Here is a 24,535-nt window from a genome sequence, read left to right on the forward strand (position 1 = left end):
GTCTAGTAGAGATCGCTTGCCCATTCAAGGTCGCACATCGCCGCGCCATGGTGTAGCTGTTTTTTGTTGCATCAATCGCCGTTTTTTTGGCGAATCGTCCAGCATTAGATACCGGCGCAACTCGGCACCGGTGATCCGGCCGTCGATGGGGTGGATCTTGCCTTTGCGGATGCGCTTTTGTAGCGTGTTGTAGCTGATGCCTGGCCCCGTTCCCAGGCTTCGCCTGGGGTCCTGTGCTGTGACGCTGCCTGCCCGGTTCCCGTTCAGGCTGGTCCGTTCAGTCCCCAAAATCGCTGCGCTCATTTGTGGCCTTAAACGTCCCACACATCACACACCCCTGGCGGGGTGAGGAAAGGCTTTGTGGATCAATGGGTTGGCGAGAAATAGCCGGTTTTGGTGATGCGGGATAGATAGGGCACTGGAATGGCGCAATCCATTGATCTGACGGGGAGAACGGCGGCCACGACTGTGGCCGAATGGCGCGTAGACGGTGGCCTGATTGGTGGCGGACACCGGCTGGCTGAACTTCACTCAGTGAAAACGGACTTCCAGTTCTTTACCCAGTGCTGCAGCGTATTTTTTGAGTGTCGCAATCGAGGGGGAGTGCTTTCCGGTCACCAGGGCGTTTTCTAGTCGAGCAACAGCAGAGGCTTTGGTACCCATGCGTTCGGCCACTTGTGCCTGGGTGAGCCCCGCTTCACGTCGGGCTTTCAGGATGGTATCCAGCATCGGCATTTCTTCGCGCTCGATACGTTCATATTCGGCACGAACTTCTGGATCCGATAAGGCCAAGGCCTTGAGCTCTTCATGAGTGCGCATTTTGAATCTCCTTCAATCGTGCTTCGGCGATGCGACGCTCTGCCGGGGGTGTTTTGTCGGTCTTCTTCACGAAACAGTGAAGCATCACAATACGGTGGCCGACGCGTGTGCAATAAAACACCCGGGCAATTCCTTCAGCCCCTTTCAGGCGCAATTCGAATAGACCGCCACCAAAAGCCTTGGTATGTGGCTCTCCGAGGTTGGCGCCCGCTGTGATCATGCGGTCGGTCAGGTTGAAATAGCGGGCAAGTAGGGTTTTAGGGAGTGCCAGCACTTTAGCTTCCACATCTTCACTGTAGTAGTGAATGGTGTATGACATAAGCTGATGTTAACAAATATGTGAATAAATGGCCAATGAAATCGGCGATCACACGCTGGCGGCTACTGCTCAATTTTCAGCTTAGCTTCTGTCGGGAGATGCTGACGCAGTAGGTATCCTGGGTTGTGGTGCGGCTGAAGCTTTCGGCGTTGTACAGCACCCGGTCGCAGGTTAGCCTTGACGTCGATGGTCGCGACCGCTGTGCGACGGCCTTCAAGCTTGCCCTGGCGGATGGCTTTCACTTGCCGCAGGCTGTCCTTCAGGTCTTCGAATAGTTGGGTGTCCATGCGTCATTGTAGCGGTTGAGTACACACTCATCGCCCATAGTCAAGGCCGCATATCGCCGCGCTATGGCGCAGCCGCTTTCTGCTGCATCAACCGCCGGGTTTTCGGCGAATCATCCAGCATCAGATACCGGCGCAGCTCGGCACCGGTGATCCGGCCGTCGATGGGGTGGATCTTGCCTTCGCGGATACGCTTTTGCAGCGTGTTGTAGCTGATGCCCAGGCGGGCGCAAGCTTCGTTGAAGTGGTAGCACACCATGTCTTCTATGGCGCGGGATGCGCCCCGGTGGGCGGCTTCGGCCAGCATGGCTTCCGGTGTTCAGAGGTTCCCTAGCTCTTCATCGAGAATCCTGCCGACGCTCTTGGCGGATATTTTTCCGGCCAGGCCGTCACGGATGCGTTCGGTTAGAACGGCTTGCAGCTCCTGCCATGCCTGGTCGTTAGCGGGAAACAGCCGTTCAAGTGTGTATTGCTTGATGGTTTTGCCTTGCAGGGCGGCCATAGCTTTCAGGTTCTGGTGTTGCTGGTCGGTCATGTCAATGGTTAGGCGGCTCATAGTGATGGCTCCGAGAATCCCCTTAAACCCACATCACCACATTTATACATCCTGTCGCAGGGGATCTGCTGCTGATGCCTGGCCTTGTTCCCAGGCTTCGCCTGGGGCCCTGCGCTGTGACGCTGCCTGCCCGGTTCCCGTTCAGGCTGGGCCGTTCAGTCCCCAAATTCGCTGCGCTTATTTGTGGCCTTAAACGTCCCACACATGGCGCACCCCTGGTGGGGTGGGAAAAGGCTTTGTGGATCAATGGCTTGTCGGGAGATGGCCGATTCTGGTGATGTAGGACAGATAGGGCACTGGAATGGCGCAAGCCATTGATCCAGCGGGAAGAACGGCGACCACGACTGTGGCCGAATGGTGCGTAGACATTCTGGGCAGGATGCAAGGGTGAGACGGCAGGGTGACAGGTGCGGGGTGTGATGAAGACGGGCAGAGTGCGTCTTGAAGCCGGTAAGACGACATCTGGCAGACAGTTGTCAGACTGTATTGATGGATTTTTCCAGCACACGTAGCCGCTTGATGATTTGTGCGAAGCTTGGCGTTTCGCCATAGAACATTTGGGCGTCCAGCATAGCCTGGTAGTCCTGTTGCAGGGCAGTCAGCAGGGGGGCGTCGGGGACTAGGCGCAGCCCGCCGCTGGCGCATTGTTCGTAGTGGCTGAATCCGCTGCGATAGAAGGTCTGCTTGATGCGTAGTACGTCGTCCAGAAGGGCCCTGTCGTGGATGGCTTCCTGGCCGACCGAATGATCGGCCAGTTTGGCCAGGTCGTACCAGTGACGTGAAAGCCGTTCGGCGCTGGCACGCAAGGCCGGGCGATGACATTCGACATGAATTAGCGTCGCTTTTTCCCAGAAGGTGCGCGCACCCGATAAGACAGCCAGGTGGGCAGTAGGCAATTCCAGACCAGGGACGTGACCGGCAATGTCCGGAGCGATGACCAGCCTGTCTTGCGGCAAGGTCGAATTGCGACCCCCGAATTCAATCAGGATGCTCGGGCGCAGATAGGCGTCTGAATTTTCAACTGCGCTGGGGTAGTACACCCAGATTTTTTCGGCATCGTCACTGATTTCCAGGCTGGTTGGGGCCTGGGGGAGTGCTGTTTGCAGGGCAGTTTGCAATGCGGGGGCCAGTTCGTTGGTGATGTGTGTGGCCAGTGCCGATCTCAAGCGTTCTGAGAGCTTGCTGCGTTGATTGTTGCTGGTCATGTTGTCCAGGTCCGGCGCGTTTGCATCCAGGCTGCGATAGTCGACGGTGACGTCGATATCCTCGGAAAAACGGTCAATCGCCCGATATACCTTGGACAGAGATGTGCCGCCCTTGAATGCCATGGGCTTGCAGCATGGAAGGCGAAACAGCAGATCCAGCACTTGGCAAAGCCAGATGTCTTTTTCCAGGATTTCAGCCCGTCGGCCCATGATGGGAGCCAGGCTGCGCAGCAAGTCTGCCTGCTCCTGTGTGCGCAGATCGAAATAGCGTTCTTCGGATGTCTTTGTCATGAGGTGGTGCTTTGGGCTTCGTACTGGCGCAACGATTTGACCATCCAGGCGGGCATGGATGATTTCGCCTGGCGCAGGGCCAGGAATTCAGCATGAGGCAGTTTGGATTCGATGCGTTGGAAGGTGGTGGGGGTGACCTGCTGACGACCCAGATACCATAGCGCGGCGAGTGCCTGACCTGCCGGGCGGCCCGCCAGGGCGAGCTTGCGGGCGGCGACATGCTGGAGGCGTACCTGCAGTTTGCCCAGTTTTACGGTGCGTGACGACCCAGTCGTATAGAAAACCGGCTGTGCAGGCACCTGAGTGCTGAAACCGAAGCGACGGGCAGCCTCGGCCCCGTGGATCTCGATGGAGGCACCTTCGTGATCGGCAATCAACCGTGCTACGGCTTCGGGTGCAGGCATGGTGGCCAGGCCGAAGCGGCTGGCCTTGGGCACTGTGTAAAGGCCGTGTCCGATGCGCTGGATCTGACCGGACTGGGTCAGACGCATCAGGGTCTGGTCGATGGCCGCACGCGAACCCAGCCCGGCGAACAACGCGGGCGTGAAGGGTTCACCGGCAGGAAGCCGGGCGATTTGCTGGCGGATGTTTTGGGCAGTACTCATCAGTATTTCCTTGTTAGATAATTCTAATTTATTTCTAACAAACAGTCTATTGCCACGCCAACTCCTGATCCGGTTTTGCGGGCTGGTTCTCTGCTTCATCTGTGCCATGAATCGGCAGCCCATGGTGTAGCCCGCTGATGTCATGCGCCAGCCCCTTGAACCCCAGACGGTCCGCCCGTTCGGGCAACTTGTTCGCATCATCCGTGAACACCACGACCTCATGCGGCTCGCGCGAGATGCTGACGTAGTAGGTATCCTGGGCCGTGGTGCGGCTGAAGCTTTCGGCGTTGTACAGCACCCGGTCGGTGGGCAGGGTGATACTTCTGTCGCCAGTTTTGATGGTGACGGTGCTGGCCTCGATGGCGACAACCCGTGCCAACTGGCCGTTGACCAGGTCATGCTGGGCATCGTTGCGGGTGATGCGCACTTGGTCGCCTGCGAACAATTCTGATTCATGATGCGGTCATGGCGGGGGATACCGGTCACCCGGTACAGTTCGCCGCGCTTCGGGCCGCACTGGTAATCGCGTTCCGACACGACGATATCGCCCACGGTGTAATACCGGGCCACACTGCGTTCGGCCCGTGTGGTGTCGTGTCGGGACAGCAACTGGCAGCGCTGACCCGTGCCCTTCAGACCGCGCAGGGCGTGGATGCGGGCATTGATCGCCTGACGCGAAGCGTTGGTGCCGGTCGCGACGATGGTGCTGGCCTGCTGATCGGCGGGCAGCCTCACATAGGCCTGGGCGATGGCTTCGTAGCGGGTCGAACTGTCGCGGGTCATGGGCGCTGCCTTCATGTCCTGGGTGCTGCGATAGTGTGGCGCTTCCTGGATGAGTGTCCCTGCCTGTACCTGGGTCTGGATGACCGACTGGATAGCGGTGACATCGGTATGACCGCCCGCGTGGCGCACAGCGCTTTGCAGCAGGTCTGCCTGGTCAATGAAGACGGGCAGAGTGCGTCTTGACGGTAGTATGACGACAGTCGGTAGACGTTTTGGGGGCTGTCAGGTCTGAGCCTTGATTATGTGGAGGTTGCGTCACTTGCGCATCTGCTCGATCAGACGATCTGCCATGCTGACAAATGCCATTCTGGCTTCGGCGAAGGTTACAGGTTTTCCGAATACCAGTTCATCGACAAAGCGCAGATAATCATGCTCGAACAAGCCTGAGTCATCGCGCAGGGCATCCAATGTCGTTTGCATCTGTCCCACAGGATCAGCTGCAAATTCTGGATATTGGTTTTGAAACTGCGCTGCATCACTGACCACCAGGGCAGCAAAACAGGCATGTGGTAACGACATGTCTCTGTGTCGTTGAACGATGGCGTGAATATCGTAGATATGGCGAACCAGTCGGCTATCGTATTCAGCGCGGTTTCGCCCTGCCTGAGCTTCTGCTGTGCGACGCAGGAATGACAGCACCTTTTCGGCTAGAGTCTCCTCGACGCTGATGCATTTCAGTTGCAGGGCGGGGCTGGACGTCTGGATCAAACGGTCCAGCATGGATGCGATGGCTTGTGTGGTCGTGGGCAGTATCGGCGGGCGAGCATTGATTTCGACCTTGATGGCGGGCCGCAGGCTGGCGACCACGGGAAAGCAACTGCGGTACTGCAGGTCCAGCTGAATATAGTGGTTGCCGTCACGCGCTTTGACACCTTCGGCTGGAACCGAGAAGTCTGCGTCGGTGAAGACCTGGATCAGGCGCTTCTTGATCTGGCTGAGTAATCGGCGGCGTGTGTTGCTTGATAAACCAGTCGGCAGTACCAGCTTGAAATCAATATCTTCGGACATCCGGTCGATCAGACCGTATGCTTTGGACAGGCATGTGCCACCACAAAAAATAAGCTGAGGGCCATCTTCATCGGGTGTAGCCACAGTACGTAGTGCTTCTGTGATCAGCAGGTCCTTTTCAAGGACCGCTTCGGGCAGATCTGTCAGCCCTTCGCCGATCACACTGGTGATCAGCTCATATTCGTGCGTTGTAATTGTTCTCATAGCGTACGGTGCTGATCCCGACAGTGAGCTTGCGGGAAATACGGCGCTGGCCTGTATTGAAGGTGGTACGCACGGGGACTTGTGTCGTCTTGCCTTCTGAGTAGGCTGCCTGAGCATGCCCCAGTTTGACGGAGACCCCAAGTTTTTCCAGGGCTTCCTGGCCCAGTTCAGCCAGGCTGACACGGGGTATGGGCTTACCCGTGAGCGCGCTGGGGCGGGCTTTGGCATAGACACCGTAACCCAGGCGGACAATCTTGCCTGCTTCGGTCAGTTCTTTGAGGGCGCGGCTGATCTGGCTGGCGCTGCCCATGGATTCGAAATCAGCGCGCAGGATGACCTCGCCCTTGCGCAGGGCGATGGAACGAGTCATTCTGTCTTTGATGCTGAGCCGGCTCATGGGACCTCCTGCTTGATGCAAACATTGCTCATTGACTATAGAGTATTTTTTCTCGTAAATCCAGTTTCTACTGGGTTTTTGATGCAAGCATTGCTCAACTATTGAAGCTCGAACGCCTGAGTGTATGCCTATGCGTCGGACAGCGTCAGGGTGGCGCCATCGTGAGCCGGCCCATGGTGTAGCCCACCAATATCATGCGCCAGCCCCTTACCTTCCAGCCTATCCACCCGCTCTGGCAGGTGGTGTAGGCATGGTCCAGATGCAGCGGTTGATCGGTGGGCAGGCGCGCAGCATGCGACGGGGTCGCCCGGATGCGGATGACCTCGGAGAGGGGTTCGTTCATGGTGGGGTTCCTTCAACAGAGGCGCGGAAAGCAAGGGTCGCAGCTTTATTCTGTCGAGTCTGGTCTGCAGTTGCTTGCTTGGCGCCGCAGGCATTGCATACTGGGAAATGAATCAGAAATCCAGTTGCGCCCCTGTGATGCCCAAGGCAGCAGCAATCTTGTCTCGTGACGCTTTGCGTAGCCGCTGGCTATTTTCCTGCTGGGCATAGGCCGATTGGGTGATGGCCAGGCGTTCAGCCACTTCACCCTGGGTGAGGCCCAGGTGCTCGCGCCAGGCTCGTAGTGGTGTGGCCCCGTCTACCGTACGGCTGACGACATCGTGTGGAATCAGGTCCTGATCTTCGGAATGCTGGTTCACGTAATCCGTATAGGGGATCACGACAAAGGCAGGCTCGCCGTCCGGGCCGTTGATGATCTGGATATTAGTACGTGCGTTCATCGCGTTTTCTCACTTCTTCAATCTGGACGATCTTGATGGCGCCGCCCCAGTCGAACAGAACTCGGTACTGTCCCACCCGCAGACGGTAGCCGTATGGGTGGTTGATGAGTGACTTGATGTTCTGGCATTCAGGCATGCCTTCCAACGTCGTGACGCTATCGCGGATTGCGACCTGATGCTGAGGATCCAGCTTTCGTAGCTGCTTGACGGCTTTTCGAGTCCAAAGGATCGTATTCATGAAAATTATAAGTTAAATATAAGTTTCACGGTGAAAACTAGTATTCATATTCAGCACGTCATTACCCCAGCAGTTCCGCCAGGGTGCTGGCGTGCGGGTTGTAGTACACCATTACCATCGTCGGGTCCGTCCAGCCAAAGATCTTGCACAGGTCCAGCACCTCGACCTTGCGGGAAATTCTGGCGCAGCAGCCGTCCGGCCCTGGTGGACAGCGGCACATCCCGTGGTCTGCCGGATTTGGCCTGGGGCAGGTGGACGTGATCCTCAAAGACCTGCTCCCACTGCATCCCAGCTAATTCCCCGGTCCCGGCTTTTGGAGTTCGCGGGCTTGCGAATGTCACGGCAGGGATTGTGTTCCGCCCAGCCCCACTCAAGGCGGGCGGATTCGAAGACCGAAGACAGGATTCAGATCTCGCGGCGCACCGAGGCGGCGGAGACCTTGTCCAGGCGGGAATCCCGAACGCCCAATTCCAGGGCTGTCTCGTAACCCACTGATCTTGCTTATTATTAATGTTATGCTGATCAGATCAGTGGTGCGAACGGAGAGACTTGAACTCTCACGCCTTTCGGCGCCAGGACCTAAACCTGGTGCGTCTACCAATTCCGCCACGTTCGCTAGGGTAGCCCGACATTATAGCGTGAAAAACCATCCTCATAGCCCTCCCTACGCCCGGTTTCACTTTCCGCTAAAATAGCCCGTTTACTATTCACTACTATCAATAGGTTCCGAATGCAGCCCGTGGTTGAAAAACTCTCCGGCCTAGAGCGCCGTGTCGATCTGAGCGTGTCTGTCGCCGACATTGAAAAAGAAGTTCAGGCGCAGCTAAAACGCGTCGCCCGCACGGCGAAGGTCCAGGGGTTTCGTCCCGGCAAGGCCCCGCTGTCCATCATCGAACGCAGCCATGGCCCGTCGGTACGTTACGACGTCGTCAATGCCCAGATTGGCAAGTCCTTGGACAAGGCAATTGCCGACACCAATTTGCGCCTGGCCGGCAGCCCCACGCTCGAACCCAAGCTCGAAGGTGTGGACGACAGCGTGATGGCCTTTACCGCCACCTTTGAAGTCTACCCAGAGGTCGAGCTTCCTGATCTGTCCGCCTTGAAGATCACCCGCAGCACGATTGATGTCGGCGATGCCGAGGTCGAGAAAACCCTGGACATCCTGCGCCGCCAGCGCACCATCTTCAAGCCCGCAGCCGATCGCGCCGCGCAGGATGGTGATCGCGTCACGCTGGATTTTGCCGGCACCATCGATGGTGTTGCCTTTGATGGCGGTACTGCCGAAGCTTTCCCCTTTGTGCTGGGGCAGGGCCGTATGCTGGCCGAATTCGAGACTGCCACTCAGGGTCTGAAGGCCGGCGAGACAAAAACTTTCTCGCTGGATTTCCCGGAAGACTACGGCAGCGAGACCGTGGCGGGCAAACAGGCTGAATTCACCATCACCGTCAAGGAAGTCGCCGAACCCGAACTCCCCGAAATCGATGCCGAATTCGCCAAGTCCCTGGGTCAGCCCGAGGGCAATGTCGAAGCCTTGCTGGCCGATATCCGTGGCAACGTCCAGCGCGAGGCCGAGGCCCGCACCAAAGGCCGTACCAAGGCCAGCGTCATGGATGCATTGGCAGCCGCCTGCACGTTTGATGTGCCCAAGGCCCTGGTCGACAGCGAAATCGCCAACCGCACGGCAGCCGCCCGCGAAGAGCTGAAGCAGCGCGGCTTGCCCAATGCCGATACCATCGATATCCCCGAAGACACCTTCCGGGACGAAGCCCAACGCCGCGTGCGCCTGGGTCTGCTGGTGGCTGAGCTGATCAAATCCGCTGATCTGCAAGCCAAGCCCGAGCAGGTTCGCGCCCGCATCGAAGACTTCGCCAAGAGCTACGAGCAGCCCGCTCAGGTCGTGACCTACTACCTGTCCGATCGCCAGCGCCGTGCCGAGATCGAATCCCTGGTGCTCGAAGACAATGTCGTCGATCATGTCTTGGCTGCGGCTCAGGTCACCGACGAGGCCGTGGATTTTGATACCTTGATGGGAACGAATTAATGTCCAGGTTCACCGATTTCTATGCATCGATGTATGGTGGGGAATCTGTTACCCCCACCGGCCTGGGCTATGTGCCTATCGTGATCGAACAGTCTGGCCGGGGCGAACGCTCTTACGACATTTATTCGCGCCTGCTGCGCGAGCGTGTCATTTTCTTTGTCGGCCCGGTCAATGACCAGTCCGCCAATCTTGTCGTGGCCCAGCTGCTGTTTCTGGAATCGGAGAACCCTGATAAGGACATCTCCCTGTACATCAACTCCCCGGGCGGCTCGGTCTACGCCGGCATGGCTATCTTCGATACCATGCAGTTCGTCAAGCCGCCCGTGTCCACTTTGTGTACCGGCTTGGCCGCCAGCATGGGGGCTTTCCTGCTGGCTGCCGGCGAGAAAGGCAAGCGCTACGCATTGCCTAACTCGCGCATCATGATTCACCAGCCTTCAGGCGGCGCGCAGGGCCAGGCATCTGATATTCAGATCCAGGCAAAGGAAATCCTTAGTCTGCGTGAGCGCCTCAACGGTATTCTGGCCGAACGCACTGGTCAGGATATTCAGCGCATCGAGACCGATACGGAACGTGATAATTTCATGTCGGCCGAGGATGCCCAGGCCTATGGCCTGATCGATAAAGTCCTGGTTTCGCGCACCGACGAAACCAAATAAGCACGGGTTTGCCATGACCGAAAAAAAAGGATCCGGCGAGGATAAGAACTTGCACTGTTCCTTCTGCAACAAAAGCCAAGCTGAAGTCCATAAATTGATCGCGGGTCCTTCCGTGTTCATTTGTGACGAATGCATTACGCTTTGCAACGACATCATCCGTGATGACAAGCAAGAAGCCGCGCGCGAAGCCGTGCGCAACGAACTCCCCACGCCCCTGGAAATCAAAACTTTCCTGGATGGTTATGTCATTGGTCAGGAAACGCCGAAACGCAATCTGGCCGTGGCGGTATACAACCACTACAAGCGCATCCGCTATGCCGAGGCCAAAAGCGGTGATGTCGAGCTTTCCAAAAGCAACATCCTGCTGATCGGCCCAACCGGTTCAGGCAAGACCCTGCTGGCGCAGACGCTGGCGCGCATGCTGGATGTTCCTTTCGTCATGGCCGACGCCACCACGCTGACCGAAGCGGGTTATGTGGGCGAGGATGTTGAAAACATCATCCAGAAGTTGCTGCAAAACTGCAACTACGAGGTCGACAAAGCCCAGCGCGCCATCGTCTACATCGACGAAATCGACAAGATCTCGCGCAAGGCCGACAACCCTTCCATTACCCGTGACGTGTCGGGCGAGGGGGTGCAACAGGCCTTGCTGAAGCTCATCGAGGGCACCGTGGCCTCTGTGCCGCCCCAGGGGGGGCGCAAGCACCCCAATCAGGACTTTGTTCAGGTGGATACCACCAACATCCTGTTCATCGTGGGCGGGGCTTTTGATGGCCTCGAGAAAATCATCCGTGATCGCAGCGAACGTTCGGGCATTGGCTTTTCCGCTACCGTGCGGGCGCGTTCCGAACGCGGCGTGGGCGAGCTCTTTGCTGAGGTCGAGCCCGAGGATCTGATCAAGTTTGGCCTGATTCCCGAATTGGTTGGCCGTCTGCCCGTGGTGGCCACGCTGGAAGAACTCAAGGAAGATACGCTGGTGCGTATCCTGACTGAACCGCGCAATGCGGTGGTCAAGCAATTCCAGAAGCTCTTCGAGATGGAAGAAGTCGAACTCGACGTGACCCCAGAGGCGCTAACTGCCATTGCCCAGCGCGCCATCAAGCGCCGTACCGGGGCACGGGGTCTGCGCTCCATCATGGAACAATCCCTGTTGGGCACCATGTTCGATCTGCCCTCCAGCCCGGATATCAATCGGGTCGTGCTGGATGCCGATGCCGTCGAGGGTCGGGCCAAGCCTCAACTGGTCCATGGCCCACGGCGCGCCGCGACGACCGAGGAGAAGCCGTTACGGACAGCAGCGGCTTGATTTTTCTCCATCATGGGGGCATGCGGTTACGCTTATACTGAAACTGCGGTGCCGGGTCTTGAAATCCGCCAACCCGGCACCACATGAACAAGCAGGCAACATGCAAAAAAGGAAGCCTGCGCTTCCTTTTTTATTGGAATAACCGTTTTAGGATGCAACCATGTCTGCTAGTCAGATTCTGACCCAGGACCCTGTGGATCTACCGCTGCTGCCGCTGCGCGATGTCGTGGTCTTTCCCCATATGGTCATCCCGCTGTTTGTCGGGCGACCGCGTTCCATCAAAGCGCTAGAGCTGGCCATGGAGGCCGGCAACAGCATCATGCTGGTGGCCCAGAAATCCGCCGGCAAGGACGAACCTACACCGGACGATTTGTACGATATCGGCTGTGCGGCCAATATTCTGCAGATGTTGAAACTGCCCGATGGCACTGTCAAGGTGCTGGTCGAGGGTCTGCAGCGCGCGCATATTCATGCCGTGGCCGATGCCGAGACCCACTTCGTGGCGCGGGTGACGGGTGTCCCCGAAGATACAACCGACCAAACCGAGGCCGAGGCCTTGCGCCGCGCCGTGATGGCCCAATTCGAGCAATACGTCAAGCTCAATAAGAAAATCCCCCAAGAAGTGCTGACTCAATTGGCCGGGATCGAAGAAGCCGGCCGTCTGGCCGATACCATTGCGGCTCACTTGCCACTGAAGATCGACCAGAAGCAATCCTTGCTTGAAATGCCGGGGGCGGCCCAGCGTCTGGAATCCCTGTTGGCCCAGCTGGAATCCGAAATCGAGATTCTGCAAGTCGAAAAACGCATCCGTGGCCGGGTCAAAAAACAGATGGAAAAAAGTCAACGCGACTACTATCTGAACGAGCAGGTCAAGGCCATCCAGAAGGAACTGGGCGAAGGCGAGGAAGGCGCCGACATTGAGGAACTCGAACGCAAGATCGAGGCTGCCCGCATGTCGAAGGAAGCGCGCAAGAAAATCGATAGCGAGCTGAAAAAACTGAAGCTCATGTCACCCATGTCGGCCGAGGCCACCGTGGTGCGCAATTACATTGATACGCTGATCAATCTTCCGTGGCACAAAAAGAGCCGGGTCAACAACGCCCTGGCCAACGCCGAGGAAGTCCTGGATGCAGACCACTACGGTCTGGAGAAGGTCAAAGAACGCATCGTCGAATATCTGGCGGTGCAGCAGCGGGTCGAAAAACTCAAGGCACCCATTCTGTGTCTGGTCGGGCCACCAGGGGTGGGCAAGACCTCGCTTGGGCAATCGGTGGCGCGTGCCACGAACCGCAAATTCGTGCGCATGGCGCTGGGTGGCGTGCGTGACGAGGCCGAGATTCGTGGCCATCGGCGCACTTATATCGGTTCCATGCCGGGTAAGATCCTGCAGAACATGAGCAAGGTCGGGGTTCGCAACCCCCTGTTCCTGCTGGATGAAATCGATAAGCTCGGGGCTGATTTCCGGGGCGATCCATCCTCGGCACTGCTAGAGGTCCTGGACCCGGAACAGAACCATACCTTTCAGGATCACTACATCGAGGTCGATTTCGATCTGTCGGATGTGATGTTCGTGGCCACCAGCAATACGCTGAACATCCCACCTGCGCTGTTGGATCGGATGGAGGTCATCCGTCTGGCGGGCTACACCGAGGACGAAAAGGTCCATATCGCCTTTGATCACTTGTTGCCGAAGCTCATGAAGAACAACGGTGTTCAGGATGGCGAACTCAGTGTGGCCGAGTCCGCAGTCCGGGATATCGTGCGTTATTACACGCGTGAGGCGGGGGTGCGGGCACTGGAACGCGAAATCTCCAAAATCTGCCGCAAGGCCGTCAAGCGTCTTTTGTCCGCCAATCCCGTCACCAAGGGGCGGAAAGTATCCAAGGTCTCTGAGTCCTTGACTGTGGATTCGGATAACCTGGGGGATTACCTGGGCGTGCGGCGCTACAGTTTCGGCATGGCCGAAAAGGAAGACCGCGTCGGCCAGGTCACAGGCTTGGCCTGGACCGAGGTGGGCGGCGATCTGCTGACCATCGAGGTTGCCGACATGCCGGGCAAGGGTGTGGTCACCCGCACGGGTTCCTTGGGCGATGTCATGAAGGAATCCGTCGAGGCGGCGCGCACGGTGGTCCGGGCTCGCGCCCGCCATTGGGGCATTGCCGATCAGGTTTTTGAAAAACACGATCTGCATGTGCACTTTCCGGAGGGTGCCACGCCCAAGGACGGTCCTTCGGCGGGCATCGCCATCACCACGGCCATGGTTTCGGCACTGACCGGTATTCCAGTTCGTTCGGATGTTGCCATGACGGGCGAAATCACGCTGCGTGGCGAGGTGCTGGAAATCGGTGGTCTCAAGGAAAAGTTGCTGGCTGCTCTGCGCGGCGGCATCAAGACTGTCATGATCCCAGAGGAAAACGTCAAGGATCTGGCCGAGATGCCCGATAACGTCAAGAACCACCTGGAGATCATACCCGTGCGCTGGATCGATCGGGTGCTAGAGGTCGCCTTGCAGCATATGCCGACCCCTTTGTCTGACGAAGAGGTCGCCCGCTTGGCCGCCGAGGCCCTGGCGGCCTCGAAACCGGCGTCCTCAGCAGGCGGTGATGTGTTGAAGCATTAACTGGCACGCGGCCCAGGTAATTAACTGGCGCGTGATCCAGGCAAAAGCCCCGTCCCTGAGAAATCAGGAGCGGGGCTTTTTGCTGGTGCAGCTAACAGCATCTGTCCCCGGCTTTTGATGATTTTGGTGTTTGTCCTGGATGGGGTTGGACAGGGTAGTGATTAGTGCGGCTTATTGGTGCGGATCAGGCCGACGACGAGGCCTTCGATGGCGAAATCGTCGGCGGCGCTGATGTCGATGGGGGAAAAGTCCGGGTTTTCAGGCAGCAGGCGTATGTGTCGACCCTGGTGATCAAGGCGTTTGACGGTGACATCGTCTCCCAGGCGCGCCACGATGATCTGTCCGTGATGGGCTTCGGGGGTGCTGCGCACCGCCAGCAGATCGCCATCCAGGATGCCGGCATCGCGCATGCTGCTGCCGCGCACCCGCAGCAGATAATCGGGTGGGGAGTCGAACAGGTAGGCGGAGATGGGGATTTCGCGTTCTATGTGTGCAGTGGCCAGGATTGGATGGCCGGCGGCGACGCGGCCGATCAGGGGCAGCATGCGGTGATCGGCAGATTCTATCCAGGCAGGAGCCCCAGGCAGATCGCCTGGGGGCATGGCTGCGCCGGTGTCGTTGGCGGCGTGGCGAGTAGGGGAGGAGGTGTCTTGGGTTTGTTGCGTTGCGGTGGCGCCGGGGATGGTCAGCATGGCCTGGGCCAGTGCCGTCAGCTGAATACCGCGCGATGTGCCTGCCACCAGCAGGATGTAGCCCTTGCGGGCCAGGGCGCGTAAATGGTCTTCGGCAGCGTTGGCCGACCGAAAACCCAGCGCCGTGGCGATCTCAGCCCGGGTAGGGGGGCGGCCATCCTGATGGATAGCCTGTGCAATAAGCGCCAGAATCTGCGATTGGCGGGTAGTAAGCTTGGTGGACATGGCTGGTACTGGATGAAATCACAGCCTGTATTTTGTCCGAATGTGCCAAATAAGGCAAGCCGCGTCGCGGCCTGCAGGCCGCTTCGATAAAATAGGCACAGAACAGTCCGCAGGGACTGCCCTGTGTTCGATTTTATCCCTTCAGAACCTGGGCGATGGCGCGGGCTACGTAGTCTACATTGGTGCTGTTAAGCGCCGCCACGCAAATACGGCCGCTGCCGACGGCATAAATGCCGAAGTCTTCGCGCAGACGCTCTACCTGAGGTTTGGTCAGGCCAGAGTAAGAGAACATGCCGCGCTGGGTCTTCACGAAGCTGAAGTCCTGAGTGACACCCTGGGCGTGGATTTGCTCGACCAACTGATGGCGCATGGTGCGGATGCGGTCACGCATGCCGGCCAGTTCATCAGACCAGAGCTTGAATAGCTCGGGGCTGTTCAGCACGGTGGAGACCATTGCACCGCCGTGGGTGGGCGGGTTGGAGTAGTTGGTGCGGATGACGCGCTTCAGTTGGCTGAGTACCCGGGTGCTTTCCTCGTCGCCGCTGGTGACCAGGGTGAGGGCGCCCACGCGTTCGCCGTACAGCGAGAACGACTTCGAGAATGACGAGCTGATGAATAGTGTCATGCCCAGATCGGCAAACATGCGCACCACGGCGGCGTCTTCTTCAAGGCCGTCGCCAAAGCCCTGATAGGCAATGTCCAGGAAAGGCACCAGTTGCTTGGCCAGCAGCGTTTGGGCGATTTCGCGCCATTGGTCCAGGGTTGGGTCAACGCCGGTGGGATTGTGGCAGCACGCGTGCAATACCACGATGGTGCCGGCGGGCAGGGATTTCAGCGATGCCAGCATGCCGGCAAAATCCAGGCCATGAGTCGCGGCGTCGTAATAGGTGTAGCTGACCACGGGGAAGCCCGCAGCCGAGAACAGGGCTTCGTGGTTGGCCCAACTGGGGTTGCTGATGGCGACCTGAGCATTGGGCAGGATGCGCTTGAGGAAGTCTGCGCCGACCTTCAGGGCACCGGTGCCGCCCAGGGTCTGGACGGTCAGGGAGCGGTGATCCGCCATCAGCGGGGATTTTTCCCCCAGCAATAAGGCGGCAGCGCCATGGTTATAGCCGGGAATCCCATCGATCGGCAGGTAGTTGCGCGGGGCGGCCTGTTCGAACAGGATGGCCTCGGCTTGGCGCACGGCCTTCAGCAAGGGGATTTGGCCGTTGTCGTCTGTGTAGACGCCCACACCAAGATTGACCTTGGTGGACCGATTATCGGTTTTGAATTGTTCGTTCAGACCCAAAATAGGGTCGCGAGGGGCGAGTTCGACAGAAGCGAATAGTGAGGTCATGAGATACCGTTGAGACAAAAGAGAAATGGTCTTGGTCACAGAGGCCAACGATGTGATAATAAGGGGTTAACCCGAATAATGTCTAGGCGAACCATGGAGAACCAGAAAAATTCTCCGGGCTTTGTGTATTTCCCGGATAGTCCTTTTCAGCTGTATCAGCCTTATCCGCCCGCTGGCGACCAACCTGCCGCCATCGATGCGCTGGAGGCGGGCGTGCGCGACGGCCTGATGTGTCAGACTTTGCTGGGGGTGACAGGTTCGGGCAAGACCTTCACCATGGCCAATCTGATTGCCCGCACGGGCCGTCCCGCCATCGTGCTGGCGCCGAATAAAACCTTGGCCGCCCAGCTGTATGCCGAGATGCGCGAATTTTTCCCGCGAAATGCCGTCGAATATTTCGTGTCATATTACGATTATTACCAGCCCGAAGCCTATGTGCCGTCGCGCGATCTGTTCATTGAAAAGGATTCGTCCATCAATGAACACATCGAACAAATGCGCTTGTCGGCCACCAAAAGCCTGCTGGAACGCCAGGATACGATTATCGTTGGCACGGTGTCCTGCATCTACGGGATCGGTAATCCGGCTGATTATCACGCCATGGTGCTGACCTTGCGCACTGGCGACCATATTGGTCGCCAGGAAGTTCTGGCGCGGCTGGTTTCCATGCAGTACGAACGCAACGACACGGACTTTGGGCGGGGAGCCTTCCGCGCCCGAGGCGAGACCATCGATGTGTTTCCTGCTGAACACGCCGAACAGGCGTTGCGCATCACCATGTTCGACGATGAGATCGAATCCCTGGACCTGTTCGATCCCTTGACTGGAAAGCTGGTACAGAATCTGCTGCGCTTCACGATTTTCCCCAGTTCCCACTATGTCACGCCGCGCGAAACCGTGCTGCGCGCCATCGAGACCATCAAGATCGAGTTGCGTGAGCGCTTGGTCAACCTAACGGCTGACGGCCATCTGGTTGAAGCCCAGCGTCTGGAACAGCGCACCCGCTTTGATCTTGAAATGCTGCAGGAACTCGGGTTTTGCAAGGGCATCGAGAACTACTCCCGCCATCTGTCGGGGGCTGCGCCTGGCGAACCCCCACCCACTTTGATTGATTATCTGCCTGCCGGTGCGCTCATGTTCATCGACGAGAGTCACGTCACCATTGGGCAGTTGGGGGGGATGTACCGGGGTGACCGTTCACGCAAGGCCACGCTGGTGCAGTTTGGGTTTCGCCTGCCTTCAGCGCTGGATAATCGGCCCTTGCAACTGGAGGAATTCGAGGCCCGCATGCCGCAATGCGTGTTTGTTTCTGCCACGCCGGGGGCTTACGAGGCGGACCATGCCGACGAGGTCGTCGAACAGGTGGTGCGGCCTACCGGCCTGGTTGATCCGGTGGTTGAAGTACGTCCAGCCGCCACTCAGGTGGATGACCTGCTGGGCGAGGCGAAACTCTGCATCGCCCGCCACGAAAGAGTCCTGGTCACCACGCTGACCAAGCGCATGGCCGAGGACCTGACCGAATACCTGCAGGAAAACGGCCTCAAGGTCCGCTACCTGCATTCCGATATCGATACGGTCGAGCGGGTGGAGATCATCCGCGATCTGCGTCTCGGGGCTTTTGATGTGCTGGTGGGCATCAACCTGCTGCGCGAAGGGCTGGATATCCCCGAGGTTTCGCTGGTCACGATTCTGGATGCCGACAAGGAAGGCTTCTTGCGCTCTGAGCGCAGCCTGATCCAGACCATAGGCAGGGCAGCCCGGCATCTTCATGGGCGGGCCATCCTCTATGCCGACCGGATCACGGACTCCATGCGTCGGGCCATGGATGAAACGGCCCGGCGCAGAGAAAAACAACAGGCTTTCAACATCGAACATGGCATTACGGCGCGTGGGGTCAACAAGGTCGTGCGCGACTTGATCGATGGGGTGTCCGTCGCGGCGGCGCCGCTTGCGCTGGCGACGGACTTCGATGAATCCATGTTGGGGGATGAAAAGGCCTTGTCACGCGAAATCAAGCGCCTGGAGCAGCGCATGAACGAGCACGCCCGCAATCTGGAGTTTGAGCAGGCTGCTGCTGTGCGGGATACCCTGCGCGCCCTCAAGGACCGTGCCTTATTGTCATAGATGCCGTTTGCCTCAGACCTGTCATCGGGCGCATGGGTCGAATGTCGGATTTTGCAAAGTTCTGACATCACGAGGTTTTTTTATGAATCTTGAATAAAAAAGCTTGCCAATTTCCGGGTTTTCCCTCACACTTTCACCTATCATGCATAAGGTACTTTTTGTCTGCACGGGCAATATCTGCCGTTCCCCGTCTGCCCAGGGCGTTTTCCAACACTTGGTCGACGAGGCAGGTCTGTCCGACGCCATCAGCGTCGATTCAGCCGCCACCCACCAATTCCACGTGGGCGAGGCCCCGGACGCGCGGGCGCAAACCGCTGCGCGTAAACGCGGCTACGATTTGTCGGCTCATGTAGCCCGTCAGATCGCGGCTGACGATTTTCGCGACGCCGATTTGATCCTCGCCATGGATTGGGAAAATCTGTCGGCGCTGCAGCAACGCTGCCCGAAAATCTATCAGCATAAGCTCATGCTGCTGATGCGCTTCTCCAACGAATACGAGGAAGCCACAGTGCCTGATCCCTATTACGGTGGCCCAGAAGGCTTCAATAAGGTTCTGGACTACATCGAGGATGCCAGTCAGGGCGTGCTTGAATTGGTGCGCAAGCGCGCCCTGCAGTATCAGGCAGCCTGACCCTTCCGTCCCATCCTCTATTTGCCTTGGCAGCCCCAGTATGACTGGGGCTTTTTTTATTCAGTCGTGGGCCGGATCTGAGAATTCATTGAATGCAGCGACGGCATTGGCTGCATACATTGCCACTGGCCCACCGCCCATGTAGATGGCCACGCCCAGGGCCTCATGCACTTCTTCGTGGCTGGCGCCCAGGCGCGCAAGCGCCTTGGTGTGAAAACCAATGCAGCCATCACAGCGGGCGGCGACGCCGACGGCCAGGGCGATCAGTTCTTTGGTTTTTGAATCAAGGGCACCGCCTGCCATGGCGGCCTTGCCCATGTCGCCAAAGCTTTTCATCACGCCTGCCTGAGTCTTGTGCAACTGGGCCAAGTTGGTCGAGATGGTCTGGGTGAGTTGTTTATATGGCGCAACGGTCATGGAGGAACTCCTGTTTTCAGGTGGATGCGGGGGCAGTTGCCACGCCCTTTGGTTTGGGCAAGGCGCTTTCTAAAAATCTTATTTTATAATATACTAAATTAAGAATTTTCTAAATTATAGATTGAATATCTTCTGATATGGCTCAACAAAAGTCCGACATCGAACTGTTGCAAGACAGTGCCGCACAAGCTGCTGCATTGCTGCAGGCGGTAGGCAATCCTAATCGCTTGGTGGTGCTGTGTCTGTTGATCATTCATGGCGAAATGAGCGTCGGAGCGCTCAATGAAAGCGTTCCCCTGAGCCCATCGGCGCTCTCGCAGCATCTGACCCGGATGCGGGGCGAAGGCCTGGTGGCGTATCGGCGCGAGGCGCAGACGCTGTACTACCGCATTGAGAACCCGAATGTCGTCAAGTTGATTGCTACGCTAAAGGACATTTTTTGTCCTTGATTCATTGGTTTTAGGCATCTGCGCAGTGTTGATCTGTTTCCCCTTCATTTTTTATAGGAAAGCTTATGAAATCGAATATTGGCAGCATTGATCGAGTATTGCGTGTTGTCGTCGGCATTGTGCTGGTTGCTTTGGCTGCGACGAACATGGTGGGCTGGTGGGGGTGGGTGGGGCTGGTGCCGCTGCTTACCGGGTTGGCAGGCACTTGTCCGCTTTATCGCTTGGTGGGGTTGAACACCTGTGCGCTGAAGAAAAATAAGTAAGCTGGTCGGCGCCATCCATCCGAGGGTTGCCCTGGGGCGGCCCTCGAATGGTCTCAGAGCCTTTCCGGGACGCATCGAGTAAAATTGATCTTCATCAATATGCTGGGTGTAGTGGGCTTAAAGCTGAGTATTTTAGTCAGGTATCAGGGTATACTTGACTCTAATAGTCGGATATAGGGTTATCCGATTGATTTGGACTCAGAAAAGAGGTTTTCATCATGCGTTTGACGACGAAAGGGCGTTTTGCCGTAACAGCAATGATTGATCTGGCGATGCGTCATCATAGCGGCCCAGTTACCCTGGCAGCGATCAGTGCGCGCCAGAACATCTCCTTATCCTACCTCGAACAGCTATTTGGCAAGCTACGTCGCCACGAACTCGTCGATAGCGTGCGCGGGCCGGGCGGGGGATACACCCTGGCGCGTCATGCCCGCGACCTCTCCGTGGCAGACATCATCTTTGCCGTCGACGAGCCCCTGGATGCCACCAGTTGCGGCGGCAAGGAAAATTGCGACATCGGACGCAATGGGCGCTCGGGCAAATGCATGACTCACGACCTCTGGGCCACGCTTAGTCGTAAAATGCTGGATTACCTGGATTCAGTCTCGCTGCAGGATCTGGTGGATCAGCAGCGTTTGCGCGAATGGCAGGAATCCGGGCAGCTGCGTAGCGGCCGTCCCACGATTCCGATTACTCCGGTGGCCAATGACACGCAACGGGAGACCGTCTTGGCCTGATTGGAGTCTTGATGTCGCAGTTTTTGGATCACCCTGTTTACTTTGATTACTCTGCCACCACGCCGGTCGATGACCTGGTGGTAGAGGCGATGGTGCCCTGGTTGGCACAGCGCTTTGGCAACCCGGCTTCGCGCAGCCATGCCTGGGGCTGGGACGCCGAAGACGCGGTAGAACAGGCACGCGCCCAGGTGGCCGGTCTGATCCATGCAGACCCGCGCGAGATTGTCTGGACTTCCGGCGCTACCGAATCCGATAACCTCGCCATTAAGGGCGTGGCTGAATTTCACGCGGCGCGCGGGCGACACATCATCACCCTGCGCACCGAGCACAAAGCCGTGCTGGATGCCTGCCAGGCCCTGGAACAACAAGGCTTCAGCGTGAGCTACCTGGATGTGGACGCCCATGGGCTGTTGGACCCACAGGTTCTGCAGGCTGCCCTGCGCCCCGACACCATCCTGGTCTCGGTGATGTTGGTCAACAACGAAATTGGCGTCATCCAGGACATTGCTGCCTTGGCCGCCATTGCCAAACAGCATGGCGTGTTGTTGCATACGGATGCCGCCCAGGCCACCGGTAAGGTTCAGATCGATGTCCAGGCGCTGGACGTCGATCTGATGTCCCTGTCCGCGCATAAAACCTATGGTCCCAAGGGTGTTGGCGCCCTGTATGTGCGGCGCAAGCCGCGTGTGCGTCTGGCGGCGCAGATTCATGGCGGTGGCCACGAACGTGGCCTGCGCTCGGGGACCCTGCCTACGCACCAGATCGTCGGCATGGGCCAGGCCTATGCCCTGGCCGCCCAGTTGATGGATACAGAAGTCCCGCGCATTCGGGCGCTGCGTGATCGGCTGTGGGATGGCCTGAAGGATCTGCCCGATATCTACCTGAATGGTCACCCAGACCAGCGGGTGGCGCATACACTGAATTTCAGCGTGGCCCACATCGAGGGCGAGGCCCTGCTGATGTCTATCCCGGAATTGGCCGTGTCCACCGGGTCGGCCTGTACTTCAGCCAGCCTCGAACCTTCCTATGTGCTGCGCGCCCTGGGGCGTAGCGACCCCTTGGCGCATAGCTCTCTGCGCCTGACGCTGGGGCGCTACACTACGCAGGATCAGGTTGATCTGGCTATCCGTTTGTTGCGCACACAGATTCTGCGGTTGCGGGATTTATCCCCCTTATGGGAAATGCGTCAGGCAGGCACGCTGGCCAGCTGGACGGAGGTGCTTTGATGGCCGCGCCAGTTGTTTACGGAGATGTTATTCTGGATCACTACCTGCACCCGCGCCATGTGGGTTCGTTTGATCCAGACGACACCCAGGTGGGCACCGCGCTGGTGGGGACGCCCCAGCTTGGACAGGTGCTTAAATTGCAGATTCGTTTGCAGGATAACCAGATCCAGGCGGTTTGCTTCCGCGCCTTTGGCTGCGGCGCTGTGATTGCCGCAGGGTCGTTGGCCACCGAATGGCTGCAGGGGCGTGGCCTGGATCAGGCCCTGGCCATTGATAGCCAGGACTTTGTTCGGGCGCTGGCCTTGCCGCCAGCTAAACTGCATTGTGCCTTGCTGGCTCAGGATGCCATTCAGGCAGCCGTGGCCGATTACACCCGCAAGCACTCCTGATCACCGATTTCCATTACCGAGGTCTTTATGGCAATCACTATTACACAATCCGCCGCCGATCACATCCGGCGTCATCTCGATAAACGTGGCCATGGCCTGGGCCTGCGCCTGGGGGTAAAAGCCACCGGGTGTTCGGGCATGGCCTACCAGATCGAATACGTGGACGAGCCCGCCGCAGCCGATCAGTTATTTCAGCAATTCGGGGTCAGCGTGTATATAGACCCCGATAGCCTGCCATACCTGCAGGGGACCGAGCTGGATTACGCCCGAGAAGGCCTGAACGAGGGCTTTCGATTCCGTAATCCCAACGAAAAAGCCGCCTGCGGGTGCGGCGAATCATTTACCGTCTAATCGGTTTCATCAGGGCATGGTGATGGCCAGACTGGCCAGTCACCGTACCCTGCCAGCGGATCAGTCCTCGCGGCGCAGATGGGGAAACAGAATCACGTCGCGGATGTTCGGCGCGTCGGTCAACATCATGACCAGGCGGTCGATGCCGATGCCGCAGCCGCCCGTGGGCGGCATGCCGTATTCCAGCGCACGCACGTAGTCCGTGTCGAAATACATGGCTTCTTCGTCACCCGCGTCCTTGGCGGCTACCTGGGCCTGGAATCTGGCGGCCTGATCTTCGGGGTCGTTCAATTCCGAAAATCCATTGGCGATCTCGCGGCCGCAGGCAAAGAGTTCGAATCGCTCGGTAATGCCAGCCTGGGTGTCTGATGCCCGGGCCAGTGGCGAGACCTCGATGGGGTAGTCGATGATGAAGGTCGGATGCCACAGCTTGGCTTCGGCGGTTTCCTCGAAGAGCGCCAACTGCAGCGCCCCCAGGCCGACATTGGCCAGTACCGGGCCGTCTACCTCGGCCCCCAGGCGGCGCAAGTCCTGGCGCAGAAATGCCTCGTCCTGCAGTTGCGCCAGCGTGTAGGCCGGGGCGTATTTCTGGATGGCCTCAACAATGGTCAGGCGGTCGAATGCGCGGCTCAGGTCCAGGGGCTGACCCTGGTAGGACAGATCGGCGGTACCGCATACCTGCAGGGCGGTTTCGCGGATCAGGGACTCGGTGTAGTCCATCAGCCAACGATAATCGGTGTAGGCGGCGTAGAACTCCATCATCGTGAATTCCGGGTTGTGACGCGGGCTCACGCCCTCGTTGCGGAAGTTCCGGTTGATTTCAAAGACGCGTTCCAGGCCGCCGACGATCAGGCGTTTCAGGTAAAGCTCTGGTGCGATGCGCAGGTACATCTCCATGTCCAGCGCATTGTGGTGCGTGATGAAGGGTTTTGCGGCGGCCCCTCCTGGGATGGGGTGCAGCATCGGGGTTTCGACTTCCAGGAAGTTGGCATCCGTCATGATCTGGCGGATGGCATTGACGATGCGACTGCGCGCCAGAAAAGTCTGGCGGGTGCTGTCGGTCATGATCAGGTCGACATAGCGCTGGCGGTAACGCAGTTCCTGGTCGGCCACGCCGTGAAACTTATCGGGCAGCGGGCGCAGGGATTTTGACAACAGGCGCAGGGATTGCACGCGCAGGGACAGTTCGCCCTTGTTGGTTTTGAATACCTGGCCTTCGGCGCCCAGAATATCGCCAATGTCCCAGGTCTTGAAGGCGGCATAGGCTTCGTCGCCCAGCACGCCGCGATCCAGGTACAGTTGCAGGCGCCCCGAGGCGTCCTGCAAGGTGGCGAAGCTGGCTTTTCCCATGACGCGTTTGAGCATCATGCGCCCGGCGACGCGGGCCTGTATGCCTTGGGTTTCCAGGGCTTCGGCCTCCAGTGCGCCGTAGTCGGCGTGCAGGGTGGCGGCGTGGGTATCTGGCCGGTAATCGTTGGGATAGACCGGACCGAGTTCGCGCAGGGTGGAGAGCTTTGCGCGCCGCTCGGCGATCAGGCGGTTTTCATCAGGGGCTGGTGTGTCTTGCGTGCTCAT

The 24,535-nt window shown here is 58.3% G+C and carries 32 protein-coding genes and 1 tRNA gene; 13 read left to right on the forward strand and 20 right to left on the reverse strand.

Features of this window, described 5'->3' with window-relative positions; genetic code table 11:
* Window positions 1-24: 24 nt before the first annotated feature.
* The 9 genes from VDP81_RS14340 to VDP81_RS14380 all read right to left on the reverse strand — a co-directional run bounded on the left by VDP81_RS14340 (window position 25) and on the right by VDP81_RS14380 (window position 4,524).
* Window positions 25-303 carry a hypothetical protein gene (locus VDP81_RS14340; RefSeq protein ID WP_322995226.1) on the reverse strand — a complete coding sequence of 93 codons (279 nt, stop codon included), beginning with the start codon at window positions 301-303 and terminating at the stop codon, window positions 25-27.
* Between the two features lie 228 nt (window positions 304-531).
* Window positions 532-819 carry a helix-turn-helix domain-containing protein gene (locus VDP81_RS14345; RefSeq protein ID WP_323012665.1) on the reverse strand — a complete coding sequence of 96 codons (288 nt, stop codon included), beginning with the start codon at window positions 817-819 and terminating at the stop codon, window positions 532-534.
* Complete coding sequence (locus VDP81_RS14350) at window positions 806-1,138, reverse strand: type II toxin-antitoxin system RelE/ParE family toxin (protein WP_322995224.1); 333 nt, start codon at window positions 1,136-1,138, stop codon at window positions 806-808. Before VDP81_RS14350 ends, VDP81_RS14345 begins: the two co-directional genes overlap by 14 nt.
* A gap of 62 nt (window positions 1,139-1,200) precedes the next feature.
* On the reverse strand, window positions 1,201-1,425 hold the full coding sequence (locus VDP81_RS14355) for a hypothetical protein (protein WP_322995223.1): 225 nt from the start codon (window positions 1,423-1,425) through the stop codon (window positions 1,201-1,203).
* Window positions 1,426-1,486: 61 nt separating this feature from the next.
* The gene (locus VDP81_RS14360) at window positions 1,487-1,729 is read right to left on the reverse strand and encodes a helix-turn-helix domain-containing protein (RefSeq protein ID WP_322995222.1); all 243 of its coding nucleotides are present in this window, start codon (window positions 1,727-1,729) and stop codon (window positions 1,487-1,489) included.
* A 12-nt stretch (window positions 1,730-1,741) separates the two neighbouring features.
* A complete protein-coding gene (locus VDP81_RS14365) occupies window positions 1,742-1,978 on the reverse strand; it encodes an antitoxin (RefSeq protein WP_322995221.1) in 237 nt (78 codons plus the stop codon).
* A 476-nt stretch (window positions 1,979-2,454) separates the two neighbouring features.
* Window positions 2,455-3,474 carry a nucleotidyl transferase AbiEii/AbiGii toxin family protein gene (locus VDP81_RS14370; protein WP_323012666.1) on the reverse strand — a complete coding sequence of 340 codons (1,020 nt, stop codon included), beginning with the start codon at window positions 3,472-3,474 and terminating at the stop codon, window positions 2,455-2,457.
* Window positions 3,471-4,079, reverse strand: a complete 609-nt coding sequence (locus VDP81_RS14375; RefSeq protein ID WP_323012667.1) for a DUF6088 family protein — start codon at window positions 4,077-4,079, stop codon at window positions 3,471-3,473. Before VDP81_RS14375 ends, VDP81_RS14370 begins: the two co-directional genes overlap by 4 nt.
* Window positions 4,080-4,125: 46 nt before the next feature.
* Window positions 4,126-4,524 carry a hypothetical protein gene (locus VDP81_RS14380; protein ID WP_323012668.1) on the reverse strand — a complete coding sequence of 133 codons (399 nt, stop codon included), beginning with the start codon at window positions 4,522-4,524 and terminating at the stop codon, window positions 4,126-4,128.
* Window positions 4,525-4,544: 20 nt separating this feature from the next.
* Between VDP81_RS14380 and VDP81_RS14385 the strand changes: the two genes are divergently transcribed.
* Complete coding sequence (locus VDP81_RS14385; protein ID WP_323012669.1) at window positions 4,545-5,045, forward strand: hypothetical protein; 501 nt, start codon at window positions 4,545-4,547, stop codon at window positions 5,043-5,045.
* 72 nt (window positions 5,046-5,117) lie between these two features.
* On the opposite strand, the gene VDP81_RS14390 is transcribed toward VDP81_RS14385, so the two are convergent.
* The 7 genes from VDP81_RS14390 to VDP81_RS14420 form a co-directional block, all read right to left on the reverse strand.
* Window positions 5,118-6,032, reverse strand: coding sequence for a nucleotidyl transferase AbiEii/AbiGii toxin family protein (locus VDP81_RS14390; RefSeq protein WP_323012670.1), 915 nt, complete (start codon window positions 6,030-6,032; stop codon window positions 5,118-5,120).
* A 13-nt stretch (window positions 6,033-6,045) separates the two neighbouring features.
* Complete coding sequence (locus VDP81_RS14395; protein ID WP_323012671.1) at window positions 6,046-6,471, reverse strand: DUF6088 family protein; 426 nt, start codon at window positions 6,469-6,471, stop codon at window positions 6,046-6,048.
* A 145-nt stretch (window positions 6,472-6,616) separates the two neighbouring features.
* On the reverse strand, window positions 6,617-6,814 hold the full coding sequence (locus VDP81_RS14400; RefSeq protein WP_323012672.1) for a hypothetical protein: 198 nt from the start codon (window positions 6,812-6,814) through the stop codon (window positions 6,617-6,619).
* Window positions 6,815-6,926: 112 nt separating this feature from the next.
* Window positions 6,927-7,253, reverse strand: coding sequence for a helix-turn-helix transcriptional regulator (locus VDP81_RS14405; RefSeq protein ID WP_323012673.1), 327 nt, complete (start codon window positions 7,251-7,253; stop codon window positions 6,927-6,929).
* The gene (locus tag VDP81_RS14410; protein WP_323012674.1) at window positions 7,237-7,491 is read right to left on the reverse strand and encodes a type II toxin-antitoxin system RelE/ParE family toxin; all 255 of its coding nucleotides are present in this window, start codon (window positions 7,489-7,491) and stop codon (window positions 7,237-7,239) included. The genes VDP81_RS14405 and VDP81_RS14410 overlap by 17 nt, the downstream gene beginning before the upstream one ends.
* Window positions 7,492-7,552: 61 nt before the next feature.
* The gene (locus tag VDP81_RS14415; protein WP_323012675.1) at window positions 7,553-7,711 is read right to left on the reverse strand and encodes a hypothetical protein; all 159 of its coding nucleotides are present in this window, start codon (window positions 7,709-7,711) and stop codon (window positions 7,553-7,555) included.
* Between the two features lie 311 nt (window positions 7,712-8,022).
* Window positions 8,023-8,107 (reverse strand) — tRNA-Leu (locus VDP81_RS14420).
* 114 nt (window positions 8,108-8,221) lie between these two features.
* Here VDP81_RS14420 and tig point away from each other — a divergent pair.
* From tig to lon, 4 genes are all read left to right on the forward strand, one after another.
* Window positions 8,222-9,532: a trigger factor gene (tig, locus tag VDP81_RS14425; protein WP_322995171.1), complete on the forward strand. Its 1,311-nt coding sequence runs from the start codon at window positions 8,222-8,224 to the stop codon at window positions 9,530-9,532.
* Entirely contained in the window at window positions 9,532-10,191 is a 660-nt protein-coding gene (gene clpP, locus VDP81_RS14430; protein WP_322995170.1) for an ATP-dependent Clp endopeptidase proteolytic subunit ClpP, read from the forward strand. The genes tig and clpP overlap by 1 nt, the downstream gene beginning before the upstream one ends.
* A 13-nt stretch (window positions 10,192-10,204) precedes the next feature.
* A complete protein-coding gene (clpX, locus tag VDP81_RS14435) occupies window positions 10,205-11,497 on the forward strand; it encodes an ATP-dependent Clp protease ATP-binding subunit ClpX (protein WP_322995169.1) in 1,293 nt (430 codons plus the stop codon).
* 160 nt (window positions 11,498-11,657) lie between these two features.
* Window positions 11,658-14,117, forward strand: coding sequence for an endopeptidase La (gene lon, locus VDP81_RS14440; RefSeq protein ID WP_323012676.1), 2,460 nt, complete (start codon window positions 11,658-11,660; stop codon window positions 14,115-14,117).
* 161 nt (window positions 14,118-14,278) lie between these two features.
* Here lon and lexA read toward each other — a convergent pair whose 3' ends face one another.
* Both lexA and VDP81_RS14450 read right to left on the reverse strand, forming a co-directional pair.
* Window positions 14,279-15,034 carry a transcriptional repressor LexA gene (lexA, locus tag VDP81_RS14445; RefSeq protein ID WP_322995167.1) on the reverse strand — a complete coding sequence of 252 codons (756 nt, stop codon included), beginning with the start codon at window positions 15,032-15,034 and terminating at the stop codon, window positions 14,279-14,281.
* 133 nt (window positions 15,035-15,167) lie between these two features.
* Window positions 15,168-16,373, reverse strand: coding sequence for an amino acid aminotransferase (locus tag VDP81_RS14450; protein ID WP_323012677.1), 1,206 nt, complete (start codon window positions 16,371-16,373; stop codon window positions 15,168-15,170).
* A gap of 93 nt (window positions 16,374-16,466) precedes the next feature.
* On the opposite strand from VDP81_RS14450, the gene uvrB reads away from it, so the two are divergent.
* Together uvrB and VDP81_RS14460 are read left to right on the forward strand one after the other, a co-directional pair.
* Window positions 16,467-18,497, forward strand: coding sequence for an excinuclease ABC subunit UvrB (uvrB, locus tag VDP81_RS14455; RefSeq protein WP_323012678.1), 2,031 nt, complete (start codon window positions 16,467-16,469; stop codon window positions 18,495-18,497).
* Window positions 18,498-18,636: 139 nt separating this feature from the next.
* Window positions 18,637-19,128: a low molecular weight protein-tyrosine-phosphatase gene (locus tag VDP81_RS14460; protein WP_322995387.1), complete on the forward strand. Its 492-nt coding sequence runs from the start codon at window positions 18,637-18,639 to the stop codon at window positions 19,126-19,128.
* 60 nt (window positions 19,129-19,188) lie between these two features.
* On the opposite strand, the gene VDP81_RS14465 is transcribed toward VDP81_RS14460, so the two are convergent.
* Window positions 19,189-19,545 carry a carboxymuconolactone decarboxylase family protein gene (locus tag VDP81_RS14465; RefSeq protein ID WP_322995164.1) on the reverse strand — a complete coding sequence of 119 codons (357 nt, stop codon included), beginning with the start codon at window positions 19,543-19,545 and terminating at the stop codon, window positions 19,189-19,191.
* Window positions 19,546-19,682: 137 nt separating this feature from the next.
* On the opposite strand from VDP81_RS14465, the gene VDP81_RS14470 reads away from it, so the two are divergent.
* The 6 genes from VDP81_RS14470 (at window position 19,683) to iscA (ending at window position 22,960) form a co-directional block, all read left to right on the forward strand.
* Window positions 19,683-19,994, forward strand: a complete 312-nt coding sequence (locus VDP81_RS14470; protein WP_322995163.1) for a metalloregulator ArsR/SmtB family transcription factor — start codon at window positions 19,683-19,685, stop codon at window positions 19,992-19,994.
* A 65-nt stretch (window positions 19,995-20,059) separates the two neighbouring features.
* On the forward strand, window positions 20,060-20,257 hold the full coding sequence (locus VDP81_RS14475; protein ID WP_322995162.1) for a DUF2892 domain-containing protein: 198 nt from the start codon (window positions 20,060-20,062) through the stop codon (window positions 20,255-20,257).
* Window positions 20,258-20,475: 218 nt separating this feature from the next.
* Complete coding sequence (iscR, locus tag VDP81_RS14480; RefSeq protein ID WP_322995161.1) at window positions 20,476-20,994, forward strand: Fe-S cluster assembly transcriptional regulator IscR; 519 nt, start codon at window positions 20,476-20,478, stop codon at window positions 20,992-20,994.
* 11 nt (window positions 20,995-21,005) lie between these two features.
* A complete protein-coding gene (locus VDP81_RS14485; RefSeq protein WP_323012679.1) occupies window positions 21,006-22,220 on the forward strand; it encodes an IscS subfamily cysteine desulfurase in 1,215 nt (404 codons plus the stop codon).
* Entirely contained in the window at window positions 22,220-22,609 is a 390-nt protein-coding gene (locus tag VDP81_RS14490; protein ID WP_322995159.1) for an iron-sulfur cluster assembly scaffold protein, read from the forward strand. The genes VDP81_RS14485 and VDP81_RS14490 overlap by 1 nt, the downstream gene beginning before the upstream one ends.
* 27 nt (window positions 22,610-22,636) lie before the next feature.
* Window positions 22,637-22,960 carry an iron-sulfur cluster assembly protein IscA gene (iscA, locus tag VDP81_RS14495; RefSeq protein ID WP_322995158.1) on the forward strand — a complete coding sequence of 108 codons (324 nt, stop codon included), beginning with the start codon at window positions 22,637-22,639 and terminating at the stop codon, window positions 22,958-22,960.
* Window positions 22,961-23,020: 60 nt separating this feature from the next.
* Here iscA and lysS read toward each other — a convergent pair whose 3' ends face one another.
* Entirely contained in the window at window positions 23,021-24,535 is a 1,515-nt protein-coding gene (gene lysS / locus VDP81_RS14500) for a lysine--tRNA ligase (protein ID WP_323012680.1), read from the reverse strand.

The sequence above is a fragment of the Castellaniella sp. genome, assembly GCF_034675845.1.
GTDB lineage: Bacteria > Pseudomonadota > Gammaproteobacteria > Burkholderiales > Burkholderiaceae_B > Castellaniella.

Bases quoted from the DNA above. Each gene is read 5' to 3' on its own strand.
- tig (WP_322995171.1), top strand. From the start codon at position 8,222: ATGCAGCCCGTGGTTGAAAAACTCTCCGGCCTAGAGCGCCGTGTCGAT.
- VDP81_RS14385 (WP_323012669.1), top strand. From the start codon at position 4,545: ATGGCGGGGGATACCGGTCACCCGGTACAGTTCGCCGCGCTTCGGGCC.
- VDP81_RS14370 (WP_323012666.1), bottom strand. From the start codon at position 3,474: ATGACAAAGACATCCGAAGAACGCTATTTCGATCTGCGCACACAGGAG.
- VDP81_RS14375 (WP_323012667.1), bottom strand. From the start codon at position 4,079: ATGAGTACTGCCCAAAACATCCGCCAGCAAATCGCCCGGCTTCCTGCC.
- VDP81_RS14400 (WP_323012672.1), bottom strand. From the start codon at position 6,814: ATGAACGAACCCCTCTCCGAGGTCATCCGCATCCGGGCGACCCCGTCG.
- VDP81_RS14355 (WP_322995223.1), bottom strand. From the start codon at position 1,425: ATGGACACCCAACTATTCGAAGACCTGAAGGACAGCCTGCGGCAAGTG.
- VDP81_RS14415 (WP_323012675.1), bottom strand. From the start codon at position 7,711: ATGTGCCGCTGTCCACCAGGGCCGGACGGCTGCTGCGCCAGAATTTCC.
- lon (WP_323012676.1), top strand. From the start codon at position 11,658: ATGTCTGCTAGTCAGATTCTGACCCAGGACCCTGTGGATCTACCGCTG.
- VDP81_RS14345 (WP_323012665.1), bottom strand. From the start codon at position 819: ATGCGCACTCATGAAGAGCTCAAGGCCTTGGCCTTATCGGATCCAGAA.
- clpP (WP_322995170.1), top strand. From the start codon at position 9,532: ATGTCCAGGTTCACCGATTTCTATGCATCGATGTATGGTGGGGAATCT.
- VDP81_RS14395 (WP_323012671.1), bottom strand. From the start codon at position 6,471: ATGAGCCGGCTCAGCATCAAAGACAGAATGACTCGTTCCATCGCCCTG.
- clpX (WP_322995169.1), top strand. From the start codon at position 10,205: ATGACCGAAAAAAAAGGATCCGGCGAGGATAAGAACTTGCACTGTTCC.
- iscA (WP_322995158.1), top strand. From the start codon at position 22,637: ATGGCAATCACTATTACACAATCCGCCGCCGATCACATCCGGCGTCAT.
- VDP81_RS14450 (WP_323012677.1), bottom strand. From the start codon at position 16,373: ATGACCTCACTATTCGCTTCTGTCGAACTCGCCCCTCGCGACCCTATT.
- VDP81_RS14465 (WP_322995164.1), bottom strand. From the start codon at position 19,545: ATGACCGTTGCGCCATATAAACAACTCACCCAGACCATCTCGACCAAC.
- VDP81_RS14490 (WP_322995159.1), top strand. From the start codon at position 22,220: ATGGCCGCGCCAGTTGTTTACGGAGATGTTATTCTGGATCACTACCTG.
- VDP81_RS14350 (WP_322995224.1), bottom strand. From the start codon at position 1,138: ATGTCATACACCATTCACTACTACAGTGAAGATGTGGAAGCTAAAGTG.
- iscR (WP_322995161.1), top strand. From the start codon at position 20,476: ATGCGTTTGACGACGAAAGGGCGTTTTGCCGTAACAGCAATGATTGAT.
- VDP81_RS14405 (WP_323012673.1), bottom strand. From the start codon at position 7,253: ATGAACGCACGTACTAATATCCAGATCATCAACGGCCCGGACGGCGAG.
- VDP81_RS14410 (WP_323012674.1), bottom strand. From the start codon at position 7,491: ATGAATACGATCCTTTGGACTCGAAAAGCCGTCAAGCAGCTACGAAAG.
- uvrB (WP_323012678.1), top strand. From the start codon at position 16,467: ATGGAGAACCAGAAAAATTCTCCGGGCTTTGTGTATTTCCCGGATAGT.
- VDP81_RS14470 (WP_322995163.1), top strand. From the start codon at position 19,683: ATGGCTCAACAAAAGTCCGACATCGAACTGTTGCAAGACAGTGCCGCA.
- lysS (WP_323012680.1), bottom strand. From the start codon at position 24,535: ATGAGCACGCAAGACACACCAGCCCCTGATGAAAACCGCCTGATCGCC.
- VDP81_RS14475 (WP_322995162.1), top strand. From the start codon at position 20,060: ATGAAATCGAATATTGGCAGCATTGATCGAGTATTGCGTGTTGTCGTC.
- VDP81_RS14485 (WP_323012679.1), top strand. From the start codon at position 21,006: ATGTCGCAGTTTTTGGATCACCCTGTTTACTTTGATTACTCTGCCACC.
- lexA (WP_322995167.1), bottom strand. From the start codon at position 15,034: ATGTCCACCAAGCTTACTACCCGCCAATCGCAGATTCTGGCGCTTATT.
- VDP81_RS14340 (WP_322995226.1), bottom strand. From the start codon at position 303: ATGAGCGCAGCGATTTTGGGGACTGAACGGACCAGCCTGAACGGGAAC.
- VDP81_RS14360 (WP_322995222.1), bottom strand. From the start codon at position 1,729: ATGCTGGCCGAAGCCGCCCACCGGGGCGCATCCCGCGCCATAGAAGAC.
- VDP81_RS14365 (WP_322995221.1), bottom strand. From the start codon at position 1,978: ATGAGCCGCCTAACCATTGACATGACCGACCAGCAACACCAGAACCTG.